We start from the raw sequence: 22,406 nt of genomic DNA on the forward strand, positions 1-22,406 counted from the left end.
CCGAGCGACGGACTGCGCCTGCAGCCTGCGCACTCATCTGCCGGCGAAAGGAGCTCCGGTTTGCCTTCAAACCCCGCGATAAGCTGGCATTCGATCGCCTTTCTGATCTCCTTCATGCTGCTGGCCGCACTTGGCTTCCAGGCTGCGCGAACCCAGCAAGCCGTACTCGCCACCAACCAATCGGTCAGCCGTAGCCTGGAGATCATCACGGCGGCACAGGCGATACTTTCGTCGCTAAAGGATATCGAAACAGGCTCGCGCGGCTTCATTCTCACCGGCGAAGCCGAATATCTGGCGCCGTATGAGCAAGGGCTAGTCGAGCTGGAGGCACATCGCCGCCATCTGCAGGCCGTCACGTCTGAAAGCGAATATCCCGATACGCCCTGGTTCGACGAACTGGATGCTGCCATTGCCGCACGCTTGGTGATTGCGGCAGGCAACATTCAAGCGCGCCGCGACAGCGGCCTGCAGACCGCCGTCGAACGCGCTCGCCGGGCCGGTGGCAAACAAATCATGGATCGCCTGCGGGCGCTGCTCGGCGCAGTCGAACAGCGCGAGCGGAAGCAGCTCGCCAGCGCGCACCGCGCTGTGGCCGGGACCATCGAGCACAGCCGGCAATTGGCGCTGGCCGGCGGTTTGATCGTGTTCGCGTTGTTCCTCGCCGCATTCTGGGCAGTTCGCCGCAACATGCAGATCCGTCAACGCCTGACAATCCAGGCGCAAGCCGGTGAAGCGCATCTAGCTGCTTTGCTGCAGGCCATTCCCGATTACCTTTACGCGATCGACAGCCGGCGCCAGGTAACCGGCCTATCCCACGCGAGCAGCAATCGCGGGCCAGCACCTACGGCAATCGAACCCTTATTGCTGAAGCTGCTCGAGCAAACCGACGATGACGAAGTACAGCAGACCACCTGGTGCGAGGTAGATGGTCATCGGACTTTCGAGGTGCGTCTTGTACGCACCGGATTTGACGATCACCTCGCCATCGCCCGCGACGTCACCGAGCTCCAACGCAGCCGCGACAAGTTGCACGATCAGCGAGCGTTCCTGCGTAAGGTAGTCGATACCGACGAAAACCTTATTTTCGTGCGCGACGAACGGGGACGCTTTGCGTTGTGCAACTCGGCTTTTGCCGGCCTGCTCGACACCCGACCGGACGTGATCGAGCGACGTTGTGTCGAGGACATCGCCGGTGCGCAGTTATTGCTGCCGTTGTTGCAGGGCGAGGCGGAGCTGCTCAGTAGCGGTGGCGAGCTACGCATCACCGACGTGAACCTGACCGATGCGCGCGGCCAGGAACGCTGGCTACAAGTGCTCAAGCGACCGCTGCAGGTTTCCGGCGGTGCCTGTTACGTGGTGACCGTGGCGGTGGATATTTCCCTGCGCCGACATATGGAGCAAATGAAGACCGAATTCATTTCCACTGTCAGCCATGAACTGCGTACGCCATTGACGGCCATCCGCGGCGCCCTGGGCATGCTGGCCGGCGGCATCGCGGGTGAGGTGAGCGAGGGCGCTCGGCCGTTGATGGACATCGCGCACAAGAATAGCGAGCGGCTGGTGCGCCTGATCAACGACATTCTCGACATCGAGAAACTCGAAGCCGGTCGTCTTCCATTCAATCTCATCCGCTGCGATGCGCTCACGTTGCTCGAACAGGCATTGCAGGATATCGAACCCTATGGCCGCGATTACAACGTCAGCCTGACGCTTGCGACGCTGGCGGAGCCGATCGGCTCGGATATCGAGGTCGATCCGGACCGCTTCGCCCAGATCATGGCCAACCTGCTGTCCAACGCGATTAAGCATTCGCCACCTGGCGGCATCGTGTCTGTCGACATACACAGTGATGATGGCAGCATGCTGGAAATCGGCGTTCAGGACCGGGGGCTGGGGATTCCGGAAAGCTTCCGTTCCCGGGTATTCGAGCGTTTCGCCCAGGCCGACTCTTCCGATGCCCGCCGTCGCGGTGGCACCGGGCTGGGCCTGGCCATCACCCGCTCATTGGTACAGAAGATGAGCGGGCGGATCGGCTTCGACTCGCAGGAAGGCCAGGGCACGCGCTTCTGGCTGCGGCTGCCACTGTATCCACGGACACCGCCTTACACGTCGATGCCACAGCAACCCCCGCTGGCGGCGGCCTCGAAATCGTCAGCGCGCATTCTTATTCTCGAACCCGACTCGCCATCTGCCGAACAGCTGGCCGCCATCTTGCGGCAACAAGGCTACGCAACCCTGATTGCCGAGACGGCGGCTCAGGCCCGTGAGCTGCTCGCAACGTTCAATGTTCAGGCGCTTACGCTCAGCCCTGCATTGAACGATGAAGACAGCGTCGTCTTCTTGCAAAATTTACGCGGCCAAAGCGTCTACCAACACCTGCCGGTATTGATTGTGAGCTTGCAACCGCAACGCCGCGATGACGACGATGGCGAGTTGCGAGGTGGCGCAGTCGGGGTAATCGACTGGCTGCACAAGCCGATCGATCCGTCGCGGATCACCGACGTCGTTCGCACCTGCCTCCAAACCGACGGCTCCCGCCCGCTGATACTGCACGTCGAGGACGAAGCGGATCTGCGTGAACTCCTGGCCAGGCTGCTCGCGCCGCTTGGGGTCGATCTGCAGGGCGCCGCTAGCCTGGCCGAAGCTCGCCAAATGATCGCAGAACAGCCCTACGACCTGGCAATCATCGACTTGATGCTGCCCGACGGCAACGGTAGCGAGCTGTTTGATCAGCTGGCTCAGACAGTACCACCGCCGCCGGTGATCATCTTTTCCGCGCTGGATTCGCCCGCCTACGACAGCCGCCTGGTCTTGCGCCAACTGGTCAAATCCCGCCATGACGGGGATGAACTGGCGACGCTGATCCAGCACTTGCTACAGCACTGGCCACCCAGCCAGACGAAAAATTCCGACGAGGTCAATGTATGAGCGATTCTGGCAATCAGCGCATCCTGATGGTGGAGGACGAAGAAGATATCGCCTTCCTTATCCGCTTCATGCTCGAGCGGCACGGATTTGTCGTCGAGCATGCCGCTGACGGCCGACAGGCACTCGAAAAGCTGAGCAGTTCCAGCCCACCCGACTTGACGCTGATGGACATCATGCTGCCGTACCATGACGGCCTTGAGCTGATCGAGCGGCTACGCGCACAGCCTGGCTGGGGCAGCGTGCCGGTGCTGATGCTGACCGCCAAGGCACGTGAGGTGGATATCGTCCGTGCGCTGGAGCTGGGCGCGGATGATTATGTGACCAAGCCCTTTCAGCCGGAGGAACTGCTGGCGCGCATCCGCCGCCTGCTAAGGAGACCGCGATGATTCGTCGGGCTCTGTTGCTGGCCCTCGCGCTGTTTGCGCCGCTAGCGCTAGGGGATGTAGCGACCGCGCAACGGCAAATCGAGGCCCAACAACTCGACGCCGCACAGGCGACACTCGATGCGTATCTGCTGCGACAGCCTGACGATAGCGAAGCGCAATTCTTGCTGGCGCGAGTGCTGGCCTGGCAGGGTAAGCCGGAGCAGGCCTTGCCGATCTATCAACAGTTGTTGCAGCGCGAACCCGACAACGCCGACTACCTGCTCGGTCAAGGCCAGGCCTTGCTCTGGGGCGGTCGTCCACAGACCGCCCTGGATTCATTGGAGCGCGCCGCGCGCATCGCGCCGAATTATGCCGAGGTGCAACAGGTGATGCAGCAGACCCGCGCCGCGCTGACCTCACCGGCAACCGCCACCACGCCACCCGCCAGCGCCCCTGCGCAACGCCGTCATGAAATAGAGCTGTCGGCCCGTCAGGATTGGCTCGATAGCGGCTTCGATAACTGGCGCAGCCAGCGCCTGGATTACGCCTCGACGCAGCCGGAGGGTCTCGGCTGGTACGGTGCCTTGTTACGCGAACAGCGTTTCGGCGAATGGGATCAGGGCGCCGAACTGGGCGCGGTGTTTGCCCTGGGTGACAACTGGACGCTACAACCTGAGGTTGGTTATCAGCCCTCGCCTTACTTCCTGCCACAGTGGCACGCCGACCTTCGCCTGCAACGGCGTCTGCCCTCAGGGTTTCTCGGTGCCGCCAGTATCCGCCGCACCGAATATGAAACCACCCGAGTCGACCGCCTCGCGCTCACGGCCGAACGCTACTGGGACTCTTGGCGTGCTGGCTACACATTGAACATCACCGATGTTGCCAATGCCGGCACGCCCATCGGCCACGACCTGGCATTGGATTACTACTACGATGGCCTGAGCTATGCCGGCATACGCATGACGGTCGGCGAGGAAGAAGCGGTCGAGGAGCAACAGTTGATTACCAGCGACGTGCGCGCGCTCAGCCTGCAGGGTCGGCATTGGCTCGACAGTCGCTGGGCACTGACCTGGGAGGTTGGCCATCACCGCCAAGGAGATTTTTATCAGCGGCGCTGGTTGCAGCTCGGCTTGCGCCATGCTTTTTGAGGAGGCAGTGAGTTGTCCGGCTTGGCTCTGCGAAAGGCCGAACCCTGTGTGGCTATCGCTCTGGCCGGAAGACGGCATGCTGCAACTCGTACTGTATGGCGCGCTGGGCCTGGGTGCGCTGACCTTGCTGATAATGGTGCAAGTGCTGGTGCTCGGCGAAGTAGCCAGGCGCCGAGCGGCACGGCGCCAGCAATTCAATGACCAATGGCGACCATTCTTTGCGCTGTGCAGCCTTGGCGAGGATTTGCCCGAGCCGCCGCCCTCATTACCCCGTAATCGCCAGTTCTGGTTTCTGCTGCAGTGGAACCGCACACAGCTGCAACTGCGTGGCACGGCGCGCGAGCGGATGAACCGTGCGCTCGTCGCCATGGGAATGGATCGCCAGGCGCTGGGGCTATTACGCGGCCGGGTACGCAGCAAACTGATCGGCTTGACCTCTCTGCGCCATCTGGCCGATCCAGCGCACTGGGACGCGGTACAGCCGCTATTGCTGAACCGCAACGCCATCGTATCGCTTGCCGCCGCCCAGTCCTTGATCGCCATGGACCCGACGCGGGCCATGCAGCTCATTCTGCCGGCATCGGTAACGCGCCCGGACTGGGCGCTGCCTCGCCTGGCCAGCCTTTGCCAGCAGGCCGGCGAACAGGCGGTGACCATGCCGCTGCTGATGACCCTGTCCGGCTCCGATGATCCACGGCGCGGGCGGCTGGCTGCGTTATTGGTGCACGGCGAACCGCGCCATGCTGCGCCTTGGGCACGCGCTCGGCTAGACGAAAACGCCGCGCCGGAGCAGTTGCAAGTGGCATTGCGTTGTCTTTGCGAACTCGGCGATCCGCGCGATCGTGCACGACTGCAACGTGCCCTGACGCACAGCCACGCCGATGTGCGGCTGGCCGCGCTGCAAGCGCTCCACAAGCAGGCACGCGGCGATGACAACGAACTGTTTCTACCGATGCTCGGCGACAGCAGTTGGTGGGTCCGACAGGCGGCTGCCGACAGCCTGGCAACGCTGCCCGGCGCCACGCCCGACGGTTTGAAGCAGCTGCTCGCGCATGTGCCAGACCGTTACGGCCAGGACGCACTGCGCCGCGCAATCGCGGAGGTACGGCGGTGACGTTCGACTGGCTGTGGTGGCTGCAACTGGGCTTTATTCTCTATTTCCTGCTACTCAACGGCATGTACCTGCTGCTCAACGTTCTGTCGATGGTGAGCCTGATGGGGTACATCCGCCAGCGCGCCGAAACTGGCGAAATCGCGCCATACCTTGGCGTGGAGCCCCCGGTTTCGGTGCTGATGCCGGCGTTCAACGAGCAAGCGACTATCCGTACCTCAGTGCGTTCGATGCTCCAGTTGCAATACCCTGACTTCGAAGTGGTGGTCATCAACGACGGCTCGAAGGACAACACCCTCGCCGTCCTGGTTGAGGAGTTCGAACTGGTGCCGCACCCCGAACCACTGCGCCAAGCGGTCGCGCACCAGCCGGTCGCGGCGATTTATCGCTCGCGCCGCTATGCCAATCTGCGGGTAATCGACAAGGCCAACGGCGGCAAGGCGGACGCATTGAATGCAGGCATCAACGCGGCGCGTCACGGCCTGTTCTGTGGTGTCGACGCTGACTCCATTCTGCAGCGCGACAGCCTGCTGCGTGTGGTTCAACCCTTCCTTGAAGACGAACGCACCGTGGCGGCTGGCGGTACCGTGCGCATCGCCAACGGTTCTGAGGTGCGTGGCGGCTTCCTGATCCGCGCTGGGCTGCCGAGCAACTGGCTGGCGCGTTTCCAGATCGTCGAATACCTGCGTGCCTTTCTTTTCGGCCGCCTCGGCTGGTCGCCGATGAACGCCGTACTGATCATCTCCGGCGCCTTCGGCCTGTTCGATCGCGAGCGGGTGATGGCCATCGGCGGCTACCGCACCGATACCGTTGGCGAGGACATGGAACTGGTCGTGCGGCTGCACCGCTACCACCGAGAGCGACGCATTCCGTACCGCATACGTTACTTGCCAGACCCGATCTGCTGGACCGAATGCCCGGAGGACCTGGGCACGCTGGGACGTCAGCGCAGCCGCTGGCAGCGCGGGCTCGCGGAAAGCCTGAGCCGCCACGCGCGGCTTGCATTCAGTCTGCGCGGTGGCACGCCGGGTTGGCTGGCCTGGCCGTTCATGGCGCTTTTCGAATGGCTGGGCCCGCTGATCGAGTTGGCCGGCTACGGCTTCATGATCGGCGGGTTCGTGCTCGGAATAGTGTCCTATCAGGCACTGGCGGCGTTCCTGCTGGTGGCGATCGGTATGGGCATCTTGCTGTCGGTGAACGGCCTGTTGCTAGAAACCATATCGTTCCGCGTTTATGAGCGTCGACGCGACATGCTGCGGCTGTTTCTAATGGCCGTGCTGGAGAACTTCGGTTACCGCCAGATCAACACAGCCTGGCGTTGCCGCGGGCTCTGGCAATGGTTCTCACGACGCAAGCATCAGTGGGGCGCGATGCGCCGCAGCGGGCGGTGGGGGCAGTAGGTCTCCCTTAAGCTTGAAGCCGGACGCATCGCCGGCGTCGCGCCATGCGGGCTGTCCGGCTTCAAGCGGCTTTTTAAAGCTTTATCCAGGTCGCTTTCAGCTCGGTGTACTTGTCGAATGCATGTAGCGATTTGTCGCGGCCATTGCCCGACTGCTTGAAGCCACCGAACGGTGCGGTCATATCGCCGCCATCGTACTGATTGACCCAGACACTGCCGGCACGCAGCGCCTTGGCGGTCAGGTGAGCCTTGGACAGATCCGCCGTCCATACCGCAGCGGCGAGGCCGTACGGGGTGTCATTGGCGATAGCGACAGCTTCCGCAGCGGTATCGAAGGTGATCACTGACAGTACCGGGCCGAAGATTTCTTCCTGCGCGATCTTCATGGCGTTGCTGACGCCGTCGAAAATGGTTGGCTCAACATACAGGCCGCCCGTGTCTTCCATGGTCCGCTGGCCTCCGATGAGCACATGGGCGCCATCGTTGCGACCGGCCTGGATATAACCGAGTACGGTATCGAGTTGCTGGGTATCGACCAGTGCGCCGACATTCGTGGCCGGGTCCAGCGGATTACCCGGCTTCCAACCCTTGAGCGCCTCGACCACCAGCGGCAGAAAACGCTCCTTCACCGCGCTTTCCACTAGCAGACGCGAGCCGGCGGTGCAGACTTCCCCTTGGTTGAAAGCGATGGCGCCAGCGGCGGATTGTGCCGCGGCTTCGAGATCGGGCGCATCGGCGAAGACGATGTTCGGGCTCTTGCCGCCCGCCTCCAGCCAGACGCGTTTCATATTCGATTCGCCGGCATAGATCATCAACTGCTTGGCGACCCGCGTGGAGCCGGTGAAGACCAGGGTGTCGACATCCATATGCAACGCCAGCGCCTTGCCCACGGTGTGTCCATAGCCCGGCAGCACGTTGAGCACGCCTGGTGGGATACCGGCCTCGATAGCCAGCTGCGCCACGCGGATCGCGGTCAACGGTGACTTTTCGGACGGCTTGAGTACTACGGAGTTGCCGGTGGACAGCGCCGGGCCAAGCTTCCAGCAGGCCATCATCAACGGAAAATTCCACGGCACGATGGCCGCCACCACCCCAACGGGTTCGCGCGTGACCAGGCCCAGTTGGTTATGTGGCGTCGCTGCCACTTCGTCGTAGATTTTGTCGATCGCCTCGCCACTCCAGCGCAGCGCTCGTGCCGCACCCGGAATATCCACGCTCAGTGCATCGCTGATCGGCTTGCCCATGTCGAGGGTTTCCAGCAGTGCCAGCTCCTCGGCATTGGCTTCGAGCAAATCGGCAAAACGGATCATCACCGCCTTGCGCTTGGCCGGCGCCAAACGCGACCAGACGCCAGACTCGAACGCCATACGCGCGCTGATCACGGCTCGGTCAGCGTCCGCGTCGTCACAACTTGCGACCTGCGCCAGAACCCGGCCATCCACCGGGCTGATGCAATCGAAGCTGGCGCCGGCGCTGGATGTGGTGTATTCGCCCTGGATGAAAGCCCGTCCTTCGATGCGCAGGTCACGGGCACGCTGTTGCCAATCGGCGAGTGTCAGGGTGGTCATGGAGCATCCTCGGTATTTGTCGAATAATCAAAAAAGGCACCCTAAACCAGCGATACCAGACCTATCAATATTTTTTACGAAATGGCGGTTTCAGCCTTGTTTTGTTCGTTTTATTAAACATAGACTCGATGGAGCCGCGAAGCGAGCGGCGTGTGCCTCCTTAGAGCATAGAACACCGAACCCACGAATTTTCCGGAGCGAGCCATGGCCAACGAACCCGCCGCATCTGCCGATCATTTCTGGATGCCCTTCACTGCCAATCGTCAGTTCAAAGGCAGCCCGCGTCTATTGGAAAGCGCCGAAGGCATGTATTACACGGACACCGACGGGCGCCGGGTAATCGATGGCACGGCGGGGCTTTGGTGTTGCAACGCCGGTCACGGCCGCCGGGAAATCACCGAGGCGGTGAGCAAGCAGATCGCTCGAATGGATTTCGCACCGACCTTTCAGATGGGACATCCGCTGCCATTCGAACTGGCCGAACGTCTGGCGCAGATAAGCCCGGCCGGGCTCAATCGTGTGTTCTTCACCAACTCCGGTTCCGAATCTGCCGATACCGCTTTGAAAGTCGCGCTGGCCTACCAGCGGGCGATAGGCCAAGGCAGCCGCACCCGCTTGATCGGTCGCGAACTGGCCTATCACGGCGTTGGCTTCGGTGGCATTTCAGTGGGGGGCATGGCCAACAATCGCAAGGCTTTCGGTGCGCTGTTACCGGGCGTCGATCATCTGCCGCACACCCTTGACCTACAGCGCAACGCGTTCAGCAAGGGCCTGCCGCAGCACGGCGTGGAAAAGGCCGAAGAGCTGGAGCGGCTGGTCACCCTGCACGGCGCTGAAAATATCGCCGCGGTAATCGTAGAGCCGATGTCCGGGTCGGCCGGAGTGGTTCTACCGCCGCAGGGCTATCTGCAGCGGCTACGCGAGATCACCGCTAAACACGGCATTTTGCTGATCTTCGATGAGGTGATCACTGGCTTCGGACGGGTTGGCGAGGCGTTTGCTGCCCAGCGTTGGGGCGTGACGCCGGACATTCTCACCTGCGCTAAAGGCCTGACCAATGGCGCGATTCCAATGGGTGCGGTGTTCGTCGACGAGAAGATTCACGACGCTTTCATGCATGGCCCGGAAAGCACCATCGAGTTTTTCCACGGCTACACCTATTCAGGACATCCAGTAGCCTGCGCCGCCGCACTGGCAACCCAAGAGATCTATCAGCGAGAGAACCTGTTCCAGAAAGCCATCGAAATCGAAAGCTACTGGCAGGATGCGCTGTTCAGCCTGCAGGGTCTGCCGAACGTGACCGATATCCGCACCGTCGGCCTGGTGGCGGGCATCCAGTTTTCCGCTCACGCCGATGGCGTCGGCAAACGCGGTTACGAGGTATTCCGTCAGTGTTTCGAGGATGGATTGCTGGCCCGCGCCAGCGGCGACACCATTGCTTTGTCGCCGGCGCTGATTGTCGAGCGCGAGCACATCGATGCGATGATCGAGCGCCTGGCCGATGCCATTCGCAAGGCCGCCTGACCGAAGCCGCATCGCCAAAAACGAAAAAACCCGCCGAGAGGCGGGTTTTCCTTCAAGGGCCGATCAATTACTTGATCTTAGCTTCCTTGTACATCACGTGCTTGCGTACGACTGGATCGAATTTCTTGATTTCGAGCTTGTCGGGGGTGGTGCGCTTGTTCTTATCGGTGGTGTAGAAATGGCCGGTACCGGCGCTGGACACCAAACGGATCAGGTCACGCATGATAATTCTCCTTAAACCTTTTCGCCGCGAGCGCGGATTTCAGCCAGAACGGCGTCGATGCCGCGCTTGTCGATAACGCGCATGCCCTTGGCGGTCAAACGCAGACGTACGAAGCGGTTCTCGGACTCGACCCAGAAGCGGTGATGCTGCAGGTTCGGCAGAAAACGACGACGGGTTTTGTTGTTCGCGTGGGAAATGTTGTTCCCGGTTACCGGACCCTTACCGGTAACTTGACAGACTCTCGACATGCCTCAGCCCTCTAAAACCACATGCCCAACCCGGCATGGGTTGGCCGCTTGAATTCAATTGTCTTTTTGGCGCTCAGCGCCACGTTTCGTTGGGGTCTTACCGGCTACGCTGCATGCGAAGAAACCGGGCCCCTAGAAAAGAGCGCTGCTTTATATCAGAAAGCTCCCTGAGCAACAAGCGCGGAGTGACTTTTCCTTGCTAGCTGTGCAACCCCAAACGCGCCGCAGACGGCGCTTGTGCCAGGCTTGCAGCGATCTGCCGTTCGTCGCGCTGCCAGACGGTTACTTTCCTTAATATAAAGAACGGATGACACCGAACTGTCGCTTGAACCATCGCGGTCACGCTTCGCCACACCTCCTTCGGTACAACGGCTTTCAAACCGTTAAGTTAGCTTGTCGGGACCATGGGTGAATTATCATTTTACTGTGCGAAATGTTGTGTCGTTAAACGATACTATGCGCTAACTTTTGTACATCAATAACAACGACGCCAGCTTCAGCGCGCGGAATCTGCCAGTCAATAAGGCGATCTGCTATCGTTCGCCCCCGCTGCCCACTACCAGACAGAACCGATACCACCATGAGCGACATCGAAGATACCGAGAGCCCCAAGGACCGCAAATTCGTCGAGGCTCTTTCCCGCGGCCTGGATGTGTTGCGCGCCTTTACCCACGGCTCGGTGGTGATGGGCAATCAGGACATCGCTCGGATCACTGGGCTGCCCAAACCCACCGTGTCGCGCATGACCTACACGCTGACCAAGCTCGGCTACCTCAGCTACTCGCAGCAGCTGGAGAAGTACCAGCTCGACTCCGGCGTGCTCGCACTGGGCTACGCCTACGTTTCCAACCTTCGTGTGCGCCAGCTGGCCAAGCCCTATATGGACGAGTTCGCCCGTCGTACCAATACAACGGTCGGTCTGACCTGCCGCGATCGTCTGTCGATGATCTATATCGAGAATTGCCGCCCCGCCGAAGTTTCGACGCTGCGCATGGATGCCGGCGTGCGCCTGCCACTGGCCACCACCTCCGCTGGTCGCGCCTTTCTAGCAGCCACGCCGGAAAAGGAGCGCGAACATCTAATGGCGGCACTGGAAACCAAGTATGGCGACGACTGGCCGGCGATGCAGCAGTCGCTGGAGGAATCGTTCAGGGAGTTCCGTCAGCACGGCTTCTGCCTGTCACTGGGCGATTGGGACCGCAACGTGAAAGCCGCTGGTGTGCCGCTGCACCTGGCCGATGGCAGTATCATGGCGCTGACCTGCGGCGCACCGTCGTTCCAGCTCAGCGAGGAAACCCTGAAGGGATCCCTGGCGCACCAGCTGGAAATGCTCGCGCGCGATATCGAAAGTCTGGGCGTCTGAGCCTAGCGCTGCCACTAGACCCTGACGCTGGCCCAAGCGATCTCGGCGAGCAGATCGCGACAGTCGGCCAGTTTCGTTCGCGAACGCCCGGCTAGCCAATTGCGCGCCATGTCATGACAGGGTCCGATGACCACCGCTAGAAAGCAATCGCCCGGCATCCGTCGAAAGGCCCCGCTTTCACGGTGGCGCCGCAGGATCGCCCCGACCCGCTCGCCATGGGCATGATTGACCTCACGCAGTCGTTCACCCATCTCCCCGGCCTCGACCCGCCCACGGTTGTGCAGGACGAAGCGTGCCCAATCCGGGTTCGCGACGACCCAGTCAATATAGCTGGTGACGAACAGCCTGACGCATGCCTCGGCATCCAGCGTCTCGATCAGCCCGGCCTCGAGCAGCGCGGCATACTCACCGATGCCTTCCAGATACAGCGCAGCAATGATTCGCTCGCGGTTCCCAAAGTGGTGATAGAGGCTGCCGATGCTCGCACCGGAACGGTCGCGGATCATTTCGATGGTGGTGGCCTCCACCCCATGCTCGGTAAAACAGGCCAGCGCGGCCTGAAGAATTTCCTGCTTGCGACTACTACGGGCCATTCGGGCTCCAAAGCTTACTAGAATAATTTTCTAGAATTATATTCTGCCGTTCGTATACTGCATCGCTCAGGCAATTCAAATAGTGCGGAGAACAACAAAATGGCGACGATACAGGCTGATGAGCGTTCGATCGACAACGGCAACGGCCACCTTCTGTCCAGTTACTGGTACCTACCGAGCAGCGCGCCACGCGGCGCCGTGCTGATCGCACCGGCGATGGGTGTGAAGCAACGTTTCTACGCCGATTTCGCCCGCTGGCTGGCCGACCGCGGCTATCTGGTTGTCACCTTCGATTACCTGGGCATGGGCCGCTCCCGTCGGATGCCGCTGCGCAAGCTCCAGGTCGACATTCTCGACTGGGCCCGGCACGACTGCAGCGCAGTACTCGCGGCAGTGGCCGAAGCTGCTGACGATCTACCGCTGTACTGGATCGGCCACAGCGTCGGCGCGCAGATCCTACCCCTGGTAAAAGGTCATGAACGGCTTACCCGTATCGTCACCATCGCGGCCGGCAGCGGCTACTGGCGCGAAAACAGCCCACAGATCCGCCGCAAGGCGTGGCTGCTCTGGCACGGGCTGGCTCCGCTGCTCACGGCGCTGACGGGCTACTTTCCCGGCGATCGCATCGGTGCGGTCGGTGATCTGCCGGCAGGCGTGATACGCCAGTGGCGTCGCTGGTGTCTGCATCCAGAATATCTGGTCGGCGTCGAAGGCGAGCCCATGCAACGCGCTTTCGACGCCGTGCGAACGCCGATGACTTCGCTCTCCTTCACCGACGACGAAATGATGTCTGCGCGCAACACCGAGTCGTTGCACGGCTTCTATACCGGCGCACCGAAGAGCATGCAGCGCATCGCCCCCAGTGAAGTCGGGGCAGATCGCATCGGTCACTTCGGGTTCTTTCGCGAGACCTTCACACCGACGCTCTGGTCGAAGTACCTGCTACCGGAGCTCGAATGCGCCAGCCGTGACCAGGCGATTGCATTGGAAGCGGCGAGATAGCCGACGCCTGGATATGAAAGGAAATACGTCTTAGGCCATACCCACTGCAGTTGTCCCTTCGCGAGCAAGCTCGCTCCTACAAATGCGGTGGAACGAGGCAATTACCTTCTGGGGAAATTCTTGACTGTAGGAGCGAGCTTGCTCGCGAATCCCCAGCCACAAAAACCCGCTCTTGAGAGTGGGTTTCCAGTATTACGATTCCGTGCCGTAGGGTGGGCTTCAGCCCACCGCCAGCATCACAACGGTGGGCTGAAGCGGAACGCCGCCCGGCCCACCTACAAAAGCGCCGTTCTGCCTCCTTACCTATGGGTGATGCCTTAGCGCCGGGGACATGCCTGTAAAAGCAAAACCGGGCCATGGGCCCGGTTGCTGTGCCGCGATCAGGCGATCACGCTACCTGCATAAGCTTGGCGTACGCCTTCAGGTGATGGTCGTCGTCACCGAACTGATGGGCAATCATGACCAGGCGCTTGGCGTGGTGGGCGAGGTTGTATTCCCAGGTCATGCCGATGCCACCGTGCAGCTGGATCGCCTCTTCGGCGACCTTGCGTGCGGCGCGGGCGCAGATGTACTTGGCGGCGGCGATGATGCGGCGGCGGTCGTCGTTGTCTTCACCATCGGCAAAAGTCGCGGCGAGGATCGCCATGCTGGTCGCCTGCTCCAGTTCGGTCTGCATGTCGACCATGCGGTGCTGCAGGACCTGGAACTTGCCGATCGGTACGCCGAACTGCTTGCGCGTCTTCAGGTAATCGAGGGTCAGCTTGCAGGCTTCGTCCATGCTGCCCAGCGCATCGGCGCACTGCGCAGCGATGGCACGGCCCTGCTGATAGCGCAGCGCCGAGAGCGCGCTGCCGATCTCACCGAGCACCGCGTCGGTACCCACCTGCACATTATCGAGGAACAGCTCGCAGCCCTTGCGTCCGTCGAGGGTCGGGTAGACGCGGCGGGTGACGCCTTGGGCGTTCGGATCGACGAGGAACAGGCTGATGCCGGCTTCGTCGCGGCTGCCGCCTGAGCTGCGCGCGGAGACGATGATCTGCCCGGCGCTGTGCCCGCCGATCACCACAGCCTTGCGCCCGGACAGCCGATAGCCGCCGTCGACCGCCTCGGCCCGGGTTTGCACGTCGTTGAGGTTGTAGTGGCTCTGCGGCTCTTCGAAAGCCACCGCCAGTTGCAGCGAACCGGCCGCCACCTGGGGTAGCAGGTTCTCTTTCTGCGCGTCGCTGCCCAGCTGGTTGAGCAAGCCGCCGCCGAAGATCACCGATTGCAGGTAGGGCTCCAGCGTCAGGCCGCGGCCCAGCTCGGTCATCACCAGCATGGTTTCCACGCCGCCACCGCCAAAGCCACCGATCTCTTCGGCGAACGGGACGGCGGTCAGGCCCAGCTCGCCCAGCTGCGACCAGAATTCGGACGAGAAGCCCAGTTCCGACTCGCTGAATTTCTCGCGCAGCTCGAACGGGTAGGCGTCGCGCACCAGACGCGCCGCGGTGTCCTGCAGCATTTGCTGCTCTTCAGTCAGTTTGAAGTCCATTGCGGTGCCCCCTTACAGCTCGAGAATCATCTTCGAGACGATGTTCTTCTGGATTTCGTTGGAGCCGCCGAAGATCGACAGCTTGCGCATGTTGAAGTAGTCGCCGGCCAGCGCCGCGCTGTAGTCGGCGTGCAACAGCTCGCCTTCATAGTCCAGTTGCAACTCTTCATCGAGGAACGGCAGCGCATAAGGGCCGATGACCTTGCGCAGCAGGCTGGTGATGGCCTGGCGAATCTCGGTGCCCTTGACCTTGAGGATCGAGGACTCGGCGCCGGGCACACCGCCCTCCTTCGCTGCCGCGAGGATGCGCAGGGTGCTCATCTCGATGGCCATCAGTTGCATCTCGACCTCGGCCACCTGAGCGCGGAACAGTGGGTCTTCCAGCATTGGCCGGCCGTCGCAGACTTCCTTCATGGCGATGCGCTTGAGATGCGCCAGCGCGGCTTTCGAGGCGCCAATGCCGGCCAGGCCGGTGCGCTCGTGGGTCAGCAGGTACTTGGCGCAGGTCCAGCCCTGGTTTTCTTCGCCGACGAGGTTTTCCACCGGCACGCGGACGTTGTCGAAGAAAACCTCGTTGACCTCATGGTCCCCGTCCAGGGTGATGATCGGCCGCACGCTGATGCCCGGCGTGCTCATGTCGATCAACAGGAAGCTGATACCACGTTGCTGCTGGGCTTCGGGGTCGGTGCGCACCAGACAGAAAATCATGTTGGCGTGCTGGCCGAGGGTGGTCCAGGTCTTCTGGCCGTTGACCACGTAATGGTCGCCGTCACGCACGGCGCGGGTCTTGAGGCTGGCGAGATCGGAGCCGGCGCCGGGCTCGGAATAGCCCTGGCACCACCAGTCTTCACCCGAAAGGATGCGCGGCAGGTAATGGTCCTTCTGTTGCTGGCTGCCGAACTTGATGATCACCGGCGCGACCATGTTGACGCCGAACGGCACGGTGCGCGGCGCACCGAAGGCGGCGCACTCCTCGTCGAAGATGTGCTTTTCCACCGGGCCCCAGGTGGTGCCGCCCAGTTCCACCGGCCAGCCCGGCGCGTACCAGCCGCGCTTGACCAGAATCTGCTGCCAGCGCTGGTGGTCCTCTTTGGACATGTGCTTGCCGAGCTTGACCTTGGCGGCGATGTCCGCCGGCAGCTCGTTAGTCAGGAAGGCGCGCACTTCATCGCGGAAGGCGAGCTCTTCGGCCGTGTAGTTCACATTCATGGATGGATCCTCGATGTCCGATCGGCAGATTGCAGGCGGGCGGCGCTCATTGCCCGGCCTGCCATTCGGTGAAGGTGCGGCCTTCAGCGGCCAGTTTTTCCAGTAGCGGCGCGGGTTTCCACCAGTCGCCGCAGCGTGCGTGCAGTTCCTTGACCCGCGCCAGCACCTTGTCCAGGCCAACGCTGTCGGCGTAGTACATCGGGCCGCCACGGAAGGCCGGAAAGCCGTATCCGTTGAGGTAGATGATGTCGATGTCGCTGGAACGCTGGGCGACGCCTTCCTCGAGGATCTTCGCGCCCTCGTTGACCAGCGCGTAGATCGTCCGCTCGATGATGTATTGCTCGTCCAGCTCGCGGCGTTCGATACCCTTTTCCCTCGAGGCTGCTTCGAGCATAGAAGCCAGCTCAGGGTTATCCAGCGGCGTGCGGTTGCCCGGCTCGTAGCGGTAATAGCCGGCCCCGGTCTTCTGCCCGAGCATGCCGGCTTCGCAAAGCTTGTCCGAAACGGTGGGGAAATCGCGATCAGCCGGCAAGTCGGCACGCTGGCGTTTGCGGATCGCCTGGCCGATGTCGAGACCGGACAGGTCGCGCATGGCGAACGGCCCCATGGCCATGCCGAAGTTGCGCAACGCGCCGTCGACCTGTTGCGGCGTGGCGCCCTCTTCCAGCAGGAATTCCGCCTCGCGGCCGTACTGGAAGACCATGCGGTTGCCGACGAAGCCGTCGCAGACGCCGACCACCACCGACACCTTCTTCAGCTGCTTCCCGATGGCCATGGCGGTGGCGAGCACCTCGTGGCTGGTCTTCTCACCGCGCACCACTTCCAGCAGACGCATGACGTTGGCCGGGCTGAAGAAATGCAGGCCGACCACGTCTTCAGGACGTTTGGTAAAGGCGGCGATGGCATTCAGGTCCAGCGACGAGGTGTTGGAAGCAAGGATCGCACCGGGCTTGCACACTGCGTCCAGCTGCTCGAAGACCTGCTGCTTGACGCCCATCTCTTCGAACACCGCTTCGACCACCACGTCAGCGTCGGCCAGCGCGCCGTAATCGGTGACGCCGGTGACCAGCTTCAGACGCTTTTCCATTGCCTCCTCGGTCAGGCTGCCGCGCTTGACGCTCGCGGCATAGGTGTCGCGGGCACGCTGCAGACCGCGTTGCAGCGCTTCCTCATTGATCTCCAGCAGCTTCACCGGCACACCGGCATTGGCGAAGCACAGGGCGATACCGACACCCATGGTGCCGCCGCCAATGACCGCGGCGCTCTTGATCGCACGCGGTTTCACGTCAGCCGGCAGATCGTTGATCTTGCTCGCCTGGCGCTCGGCAAAGAAGGAGTGGACCAGCGCACCGCGCTGTGGCGAGTTCAAACACTCGGCAAACAGCTCACGCTCACGCTTGAGGCCCTCGGCCAGTGGCAGCTGGGTCGCCGCCTCGACCGCCGCAATGCAACGCAGCGGCGAGAACAGCCCAGGCATGCGCTTGGCCACCTCGGCATGCTTGGCCCGGATCAGCGCCTCAATGTCGGCACCCTCCAAGCCGCGGGTCTGCTCGCCCGTGCGCCGTGTCGCGCGGCCTTCCTCGATCATGCGACGGGCATAGGCCAGGCCGGCTTCCTTCAGGTCGCCGTCGAACAGCTCATCGACGATGTTGTGCTCCACCGCCTCTGCCGCACCGATCGGCGTGCCGCTGACGATCATGTCCAACGCCTTGGCGACCCCGGCCAGACGTGGCAGCCGCTGCGTGCCACCGGCACCCGGCAGCAGCCCCAGCTTGACTTCCGGCAGCCCGACCTTGGCGTCCCGCCGAGCAATGCGGTAATGGCAACCCAGCGCGACTTCCAAACCACCACCCAAGGCGGTGCCGTGAATCACTGCGACGCTCGGCGTGCTGCTGCTTTCGATGACCTCGATCACCTCCGGCAGGCTCGGTGCCTGCGGCGGCTTGCCGAATTCCTTGATGTCAGCGCCGGCAATAAAGGTATTGCCCTCGCAGACCAGGACCACGGCGCGAACCTGTGGATCCGCCTCAGCGCTCTGAAAGGCCTGCAGCAGACCTTCGCGCACGGAATGGCCGAGCGCATTGACCGGTGGGTTGTTGACCGTGATCAGGGCAATCTCGCCTTGAAGTTCGAGCCGTACGACATCCGTCATGATTGGCCTCCGCTTTGTGAAATGATGAATTGGATTTGTTATTTCACGGAATCAGGTTTCGCACAGCAGAATAGTTGAGTCATTTCCGTATGTCGAGGGTAAGCCATGGTGTGAATCTGCTCGGATAACCATAGAGGGCATCTTGAGCGTTCTGCGATTGAAATGAGCAAAAGGAACGGGAGGGGAAAGCGAATCGAGGACGTCAACAGCCCCAACATTGGGCACCATCTGTAGGAGCGAGCTTGCTCGCGAACGGTTGCTGATCGCGAGCAAGCGCGCCCTACAGATCAAAAGCGGAACCCTGGGGCCGCTATAGAAGTACGGCCCCAACAACCACAGCGCTTTTACAACCCAAGGCAGAGATACTTGATCTCCAGATAATCCTCGATGCCGTACTTGGAGCCTTCACGGCCCAGCCCAGACGACTTCACGCCGCCGAAAGGCGCCACCTCGGTAGAAATCATTCCGGTATTGACCCCAACCATCCCCGATTCCAACGATTCGGCGACGCGGAACACCCGTCCCAGATCGCGGGCGTAAAAATACGCGGCCAGACCGAACTCGGTGTCGTTGGCCAGGGCGATACCTTCGGCCTCGTCCTTGAAACGGAACAGCGGTGCCAGCGGGCCGAAGGTTTCCTCCTTGGCGACCTTGGCGCTGTGCGGCACATTGATCATCAGGGTCGGCTCGAAGTAGCTGCCACCTAGCTCATGCGCTTTGCCCCCGGTAACCACCTGAGCGCCATTGGCTACGGCATCCTCGATATGCTCTTTGACTTTTGCCGCAGCGCGGTCGTCGATCAGCGGGCCGATGTCGACACCTTCATCGAGGCCATTGCCGATCTTCAGCTTTGCTACGGCCGCCTGGAATTTACTGGCGAAGGCGTCGTACACGCCGTCCTGCACGTAAATGCGGTTGACGCAGACGCAGGTCTGCCCGGCATTGCGGTACTTGGACTGCATGGCGCCTTTGACGGCCTCATCCAGGTCGGCATCGTCGAAGACGATGAACGGCGCGTTGCCGCCCAACTCCAGCGAGACCTTCTTGATGCCCGGCGCGCACTGCGCCATCAGCTTGGCGCCGACCTCGGTCGACCCGGTGAAGGTGATCTTGCGCACGGTGGGGTTGGCGGTCAGTTCGTTGCCAATGTCTCCGGCCGATCCGGTGATAACGCTGAACACGCCCTTAGGGATTCCGGCGCGCTCGGCCAGCTCGGCCAAGGCCAGTGCCGAGAATGGCGTCTGGCTGGCAGGTTTGACCACCATGGTGCAGCCCGCCGCGAGGGCCGGACCGGCCTTGCGCGTAATCATCGCCGCCGGAAAATTCCACGGCGTAATAGCCGCGGTCACGCCGATCGGCTGCTTGATGACGATAATGCGCTTGTCTTTCTGATGGCCAGGAATGGTGTCGCCATAAACACGCTTGGCTTCTTCGGCGAACCATTCGATAAAGGAGGCGGCATAGGCGATCTCACCTTTGGACTCGGCCAGCGGCTTGCCCTGCTCCAGCGTCATCAGACGGGCCAGATCCTCCTGGTTTTCCATCATCAGTTCGAACCAACGCCGCAGCTTCTGCGAACGCTCCTTGGCGGTCAGGTCACGCCAGGCCGGCAATGCACGCTCAGCCGCTTCGATCGCGCGACGAGTTTCGGCGGCACCCATCTTCGGCACGGTGCCGAGAATTTCGTTGCTGGCCGGGTTGTTCACCTTGATCGTCTCGCCGCCGTCGGCGTCCTGCCAGTTGCCATCTATATAAGCCTGCTGGCGGAACAGTGAAGAATCTTTGAGTTGCATGGCAGTCTCCTAAGAGCCGGCGCGGCGCCGGAAATGATCCAAGGCCGTCAGGCCGATACGGGGCAGTTGGCAGTGGAACCGCCCGACCTAGGTCAGAACGAGGGATAGCCCCTGGGTTCCTGCTGCATGACAGAACGTTTGAAATCTCGAACGATGCTAGGCCTATCGCCTGATAACAGGCAACACCATGTTCGAAAAAACTAACGCGCTATAGCTCAGCCTGATGACCAATCGAATCGTCGCCGCACGCCCTGATTCGCCCGCCTGGCAGCCGCCGAACCGCCATGGACGACCGCAGACGACATGCGTATGATTGCCCCCCGCAACGCACCAGTAGCTCAGCTGGATAGAGTACTGCCCTCCGAAGGCAGGGGTCGTGGGTTCGAATCCCGCCTGGTGCGCCATCTCTTACCCTTTATTTTCAAGGGGTTAGCGCTTCTGACAGAAACCTGTCCTAGTCCTGAAAGTCGTTTTTGCCACAAATTTGCCACACTTGAACGTGGCGGGAATGGTCGAAATGGCAACAATCAGGAATCGCGGCGAGTATCAGTGGGAAGCGCAAATTCGCCGTAAGGGCTATCCAGCCCAGCGCAAAACCTTCGAAACCAAAGCCGACGCCCAAGCCTGGGCACGCATGATCGAAAGCGAAATCGACCGGGGCATCTTCGTCTCACGTGTCGAGGCCGAGCGCACCGCCTTCCATGAGCTTATTGATCGTTATATTTCCGAAGTCGCACCAAAGCACAAAGGTGCTTATTCGGAGATCAAACGGCTGGAAGCATTGAAGCGCCATCCACTGGCTACTCGGATCGTTGCCACCCTCACCTCCTCTGACTTTGCTCGTTATCGCGATGAGCGTTTGAAGGTCCGCAAGGGCAATACAGTTAAGCGAGAGCTGGCACTCTTTCAATGCGTCATCGAGGTCGCTCGCCGCGAGTGGGGAATTCATATCGCAGAGAATCCTGTGCGAATGGTCAGCCGGCCGAGTTACAACGACGAGCGCTCCCGCCGCCTGGCCCCAGATGAAGAAGAGTATCTGCTGGCCGCCCTGGAGTATTTCGAGCGGCGTGTAGATGGCACCTATGCCGACGGCTCACACAACCCTTGGATACGCCCGATCGTGCAGCTTGCGCTGGAAACTGCCATGCGCCGTGGCGAGATATTCCAACTGCTGTGGAAGCATGTAAGTCTGGATCGCCGGACGGCCCACTTGCCTTCCACCAAGAATGGCTTACCGAGAACGCTACCACTCACACCCAAAGCTGCGCAGTTATTGAAGCAGCTGCCCAGATCGCTTTGCGGGCGAGTGTTCCCCACTACCGCCGACGCCCTTAAGAAGGCCTTTACGCGTGGTTTGGCGAGGGCACGGGGCCGATACTTGGAGGATTGCGAGAAAGCGCAGTTGCCGCCTCAGGAGGGCTTTCTGCTCGACCTGCGTTTCCATGACCTGCGTCACGAAGCGACTTGCCGCCTGGCCACCAAACTGCCCAACCTGATCGAGCTGGCCAGTGTGACCGGGCATCGGGAGGTCAATATGCTGAAGCGCTATTACAACATCACCGCAGAAGAACTCGCGGCGAAGCTGGCCTAAAGATCAATCAAGCATCTCCAGTCCCAGGGAGCAGGCGAGCTCCCTGATTTCGCTGTTTCTTCGAACAGATGCTGCTGCTACTTCCTCAAGCTCAAGATCCTTCTGCACTAGGTTCTCGTAGAAGCCTCTAACCATCTGCTCTTTGGATATCACATGTGGGCTGACTAGCCGCTTTCGATTGTTCAGGAGCGTACGAGCGCTTAACTGCGCAACCTCCTGCAGGTGAGCTCTCAATATTAGATCGCGACACATCCAGGCACTTATCCACTGCTGGGCTCGCGCCCAGAAAACCAGCTTCTGGAACGTCGGCCACGTCATCCGAGCCTGACCGCTGAGATACCGCCGCAAGCTCCTTGCCTCGAGGACGAGGCGCTGCCCTGCTATGACCTCCTCTAGCTGAATTTTTGGAAGCCGTGATTTTCGCAAAACGCTGGTGAAGAGGTAGCTCACCAAATTGAGCGGTGCCCGCACAGCAAAGTTTTTCCGCCCGCTTGCGTGATGAGTTTGGAGTTCGCGAGCGACAAGCTCGAAGGCCTCATGCTCTTCCACACCCAGGGTTGCTGATTCTATTTTCTGCATGCTCGCATTCTTCGGCTAACGCCAGCGTCTGTCAAAAACCTGTCCTAGTTACACCGCTACCTGCTGGCGAAAACTGGAG

At 61.4% G+C, this 22,406-nt stretch carries 18 protein-coding genes and 1 tRNA gene; 10 read left to right on the forward strand and 9 right to left on the reverse strand.

Going from position 1 to position 22,406, the window contains the following annotated elements; genetic code table 11:
* The first annotated feature begins 60 nt into the window (after nucleotides 1–60).
* From NAV33_RS18580 to NAV33_RS18600, 5 genes are all read left to right on the forward strand, one after another.
* A complete protein-coding gene (locus NAV33_RS18580) occupies nucleotides 61–2,928 on the forward strand; it encodes a CHASE3 domain-containing protein (protein WP_255982789.1) in 2,868 nt (955 codons plus the stop codon).
* Entirely contained in the window at nucleotides 2,925–3,314 is a 390-nt protein-coding gene (locus NAV33_RS18585; RefSeq protein WP_255982791.1) for a response regulator transcription factor, read from the forward strand. The genes NAV33_RS18580 and NAV33_RS18585 overlap by 4 nt, the downstream gene beginning before the upstream one ends.
* Nucleotides 3,311–4,441, forward strand: coding sequence for a YaiO family outer membrane beta-barrel protein (locus NAV33_RS18590; RefSeq protein WP_255982793.1), 1,131 nt, complete (start codon nucleotides 3,311–3,313; stop codon nucleotides 4,439–4,441). The genes NAV33_RS18585 and NAV33_RS18590 overlap by 4 nt, the downstream gene beginning before the upstream one ends.
* A 76-nt stretch (nucleotides 4,442–4,517) precedes the next feature.
* On the forward strand, nucleotides 4,518–5,555 hold the full coding sequence (locus NAV33_RS18595) for a HEAT repeat domain-containing protein (protein ID WP_255982795.1): 1,038 nt from the start codon (nucleotides 4,518–4,520) through the stop codon (nucleotides 5,553–5,555).
* Entirely contained in the window at nucleotides 5,552–6,952 is a 1,401-nt protein-coding gene (locus tag NAV33_RS18600; protein WP_255982797.1) for a glycosyltransferase family 2 protein, read from the forward strand. The genes NAV33_RS18595 and NAV33_RS18600 overlap by 4 nt, the downstream gene beginning before the upstream one ends.
* Nucleotides 6,953–7,025: 73 nt before the next feature.
* Here NAV33_RS18600 and NAV33_RS18605 read toward each other — a convergent pair whose 3' ends face one another.
* Nucleotides 7,026–8,519 carry an aldehyde dehydrogenase gene (locus NAV33_RS18605; protein WP_255982799.1) on the reverse strand — a complete coding sequence of 498 codons (1,494 nt, stop codon included), beginning with the start codon at nucleotides 8,517–8,519 and terminating at the stop codon, nucleotides 7,026–7,028.
* 204 nt (nucleotides 8,520–8,723) lie between these two features.
* On the opposite strand from NAV33_RS18605, the gene NAV33_RS18610 reads away from it, so the two are divergent.
* Nucleotides 8,724–10,043 carry an aspartate aminotransferase family protein gene (locus NAV33_RS18610; RefSeq protein ID WP_255982801.1) on the forward strand — a complete coding sequence of 440 codons (1,320 nt, stop codon included), beginning with the start codon at nucleotides 8,724–8,726 and terminating at the stop codon, nucleotides 10,041–10,043.
* A gap of 67 nt (nucleotides 10,044–10,110) precedes the next feature.
* Here the strand turns inward: NAV33_RS18610 and rpmG are convergent, their stop codons facing one another.
* Nucleotides 10,111–10,266 (reverse strand): 50S ribosomal protein L33, encoded by a 156-nt coding sequence (gene rpmG / locus NAV33_RS18615; RefSeq protein WP_025243687.1) that lies wholly within the window; start codon nucleotides 10,264–10,266, stop codon nucleotides 10,111–10,113.
* An 11-nt stretch (nucleotides 10,267–10,277) separates the two neighbouring features.
* Nucleotides 10,278–10,514: a 50S ribosomal protein L28 gene (rpmB, locus tag NAV33_RS18620; protein ID WP_025243688.1), complete on the reverse strand. Its 237-nt coding sequence runs from the start codon at nucleotides 10,512–10,514 to the stop codon at nucleotides 10,278–10,280.
* A 580-nt stretch (nucleotides 10,515–11,094) separates the two neighbouring features.
* Here rpmB and NAV33_RS18625 point away from each other — a divergent pair.
* Nucleotides 11,095–11,877 carry an IclR family transcriptional regulator gene (locus NAV33_RS18625; protein WP_255982804.1) on the forward strand — a complete coding sequence of 261 codons (783 nt, stop codon included), beginning with the start codon at nucleotides 11,095–11,097 and terminating at the stop codon, nucleotides 11,875–11,877.
* Between the two features lie 14 nt (nucleotides 11,878–11,891).
* On the opposite strand, the gene NAV33_RS18630 is transcribed toward NAV33_RS18625, so the two are convergent.
* Complete coding sequence (locus NAV33_RS18630; protein WP_255982806.1) at nucleotides 11,892–12,470, reverse strand: TetR/AcrR family transcriptional regulator; 579 nt, start codon at nucleotides 12,468–12,470, stop codon at nucleotides 11,892–11,894.
* Between the two features lie 99 nt (nucleotides 12,471–12,569).
* On the opposite strand from NAV33_RS18630, the gene NAV33_RS18635 reads away from it, so the two are divergent.
* Nucleotides 12,570–13,472 (forward strand): alpha/beta fold hydrolase, encoded by a 903-nt coding sequence (locus tag NAV33_RS18635; RefSeq protein ID WP_255982808.1) that lies wholly within the window; start codon nucleotides 12,570–12,572, stop codon nucleotides 13,470–13,472.
* Nucleotides 13,473–13,860: 388 nt separating this feature from the next.
* Here NAV33_RS18635 and NAV33_RS18640 read toward each other — a convergent pair whose 3' ends face one another.
* From NAV33_RS18640 to gabD, 4 genes are all read right to left on the reverse strand, one after another.
* Nucleotides 13,861–15,003 carry an acyl-CoA dehydrogenase family protein gene (locus tag NAV33_RS18640; RefSeq protein ID WP_255982810.1) on the reverse strand — a complete coding sequence of 381 codons (1,143 nt, stop codon included), beginning with the start codon at nucleotides 15,001–15,003 and terminating at the stop codon, nucleotides 13,861–13,863.
* A 12-nt stretch (nucleotides 15,004–15,015) separates the two neighbouring features.
* Entirely contained in the window at nucleotides 15,016–16,212 is a 1,197-nt protein-coding gene (locus NAV33_RS18645; RefSeq protein ID WP_255982812.1) for an acyl-CoA dehydrogenase family protein, read from the reverse strand.
* A gap of 46 nt (nucleotides 16,213–16,258) precedes the next feature.
* Nucleotides 16,259–18,364 (reverse strand): 3-hydroxyacyl-CoA dehydrogenase NAD-binding domain-containing protein, encoded by a 2,106-nt coding sequence (locus tag NAV33_RS18650; RefSeq protein WP_255982814.1) that lies wholly within the window; start codon nucleotides 18,362–18,364, stop codon nucleotides 16,259–16,261.
* A 344-nt stretch (nucleotides 18,365–18,708) separates the two neighbouring features.
* A complete protein-coding gene (gene gabD, locus NAV33_RS18655; RefSeq protein WP_255982816.1) occupies nucleotides 18,709–20,157 on the reverse strand; it encodes an NADP-dependent succinate-semialdehyde dehydrogenase in 1,449 nt (482 codons plus the stop codon).
* 327 nt (nucleotides 20,158–20,484) lie between these two features.
* Here gabD and NAV33_RS18660 point away from each other — a divergent pair.
* Nucleotides 20,485–20,561 (forward strand) — tRNA-Arg (locus NAV33_RS18660).
* A 113-nt stretch (nucleotides 20,562–20,674) separates the two neighbouring features.
* On the forward strand, nucleotides 20,675–21,748 hold the full coding sequence (locus tag NAV33_RS18665; protein ID WP_255982818.1) for a site-specific integrase: 1,074 nt from the start codon (nucleotides 20,675–20,677) through the stop codon (nucleotides 21,746–21,748).
* A 3-nt stretch (nucleotides 21,749–21,751) separates the two neighbouring features.
* Here NAV33_RS18665 and NAV33_RS18670 read toward each other — a convergent pair whose 3' ends face one another.
* Nucleotides 21,752–22,327 (reverse strand): hypothetical protein, encoded by a 576-nt coding sequence (locus NAV33_RS18670; protein ID WP_255982820.1) that lies wholly within the window; start codon nucleotides 22,325–22,327, stop codon nucleotides 21,752–21,754.
* Between the last annotated feature and the right edge of the window lie 79 nt (nucleotides 22,328–22,406).

The sequence above is a fragment of the Stutzerimonas stutzeri genome, assembly GCF_024448715.1.
GTDB classification, from domain to species: Bacteria; Pseudomonadota; Gammaproteobacteria; order Pseudomonadales; family Pseudomonadaceae; genus Stutzerimonas; species Stutzerimonas stutzeri_AR.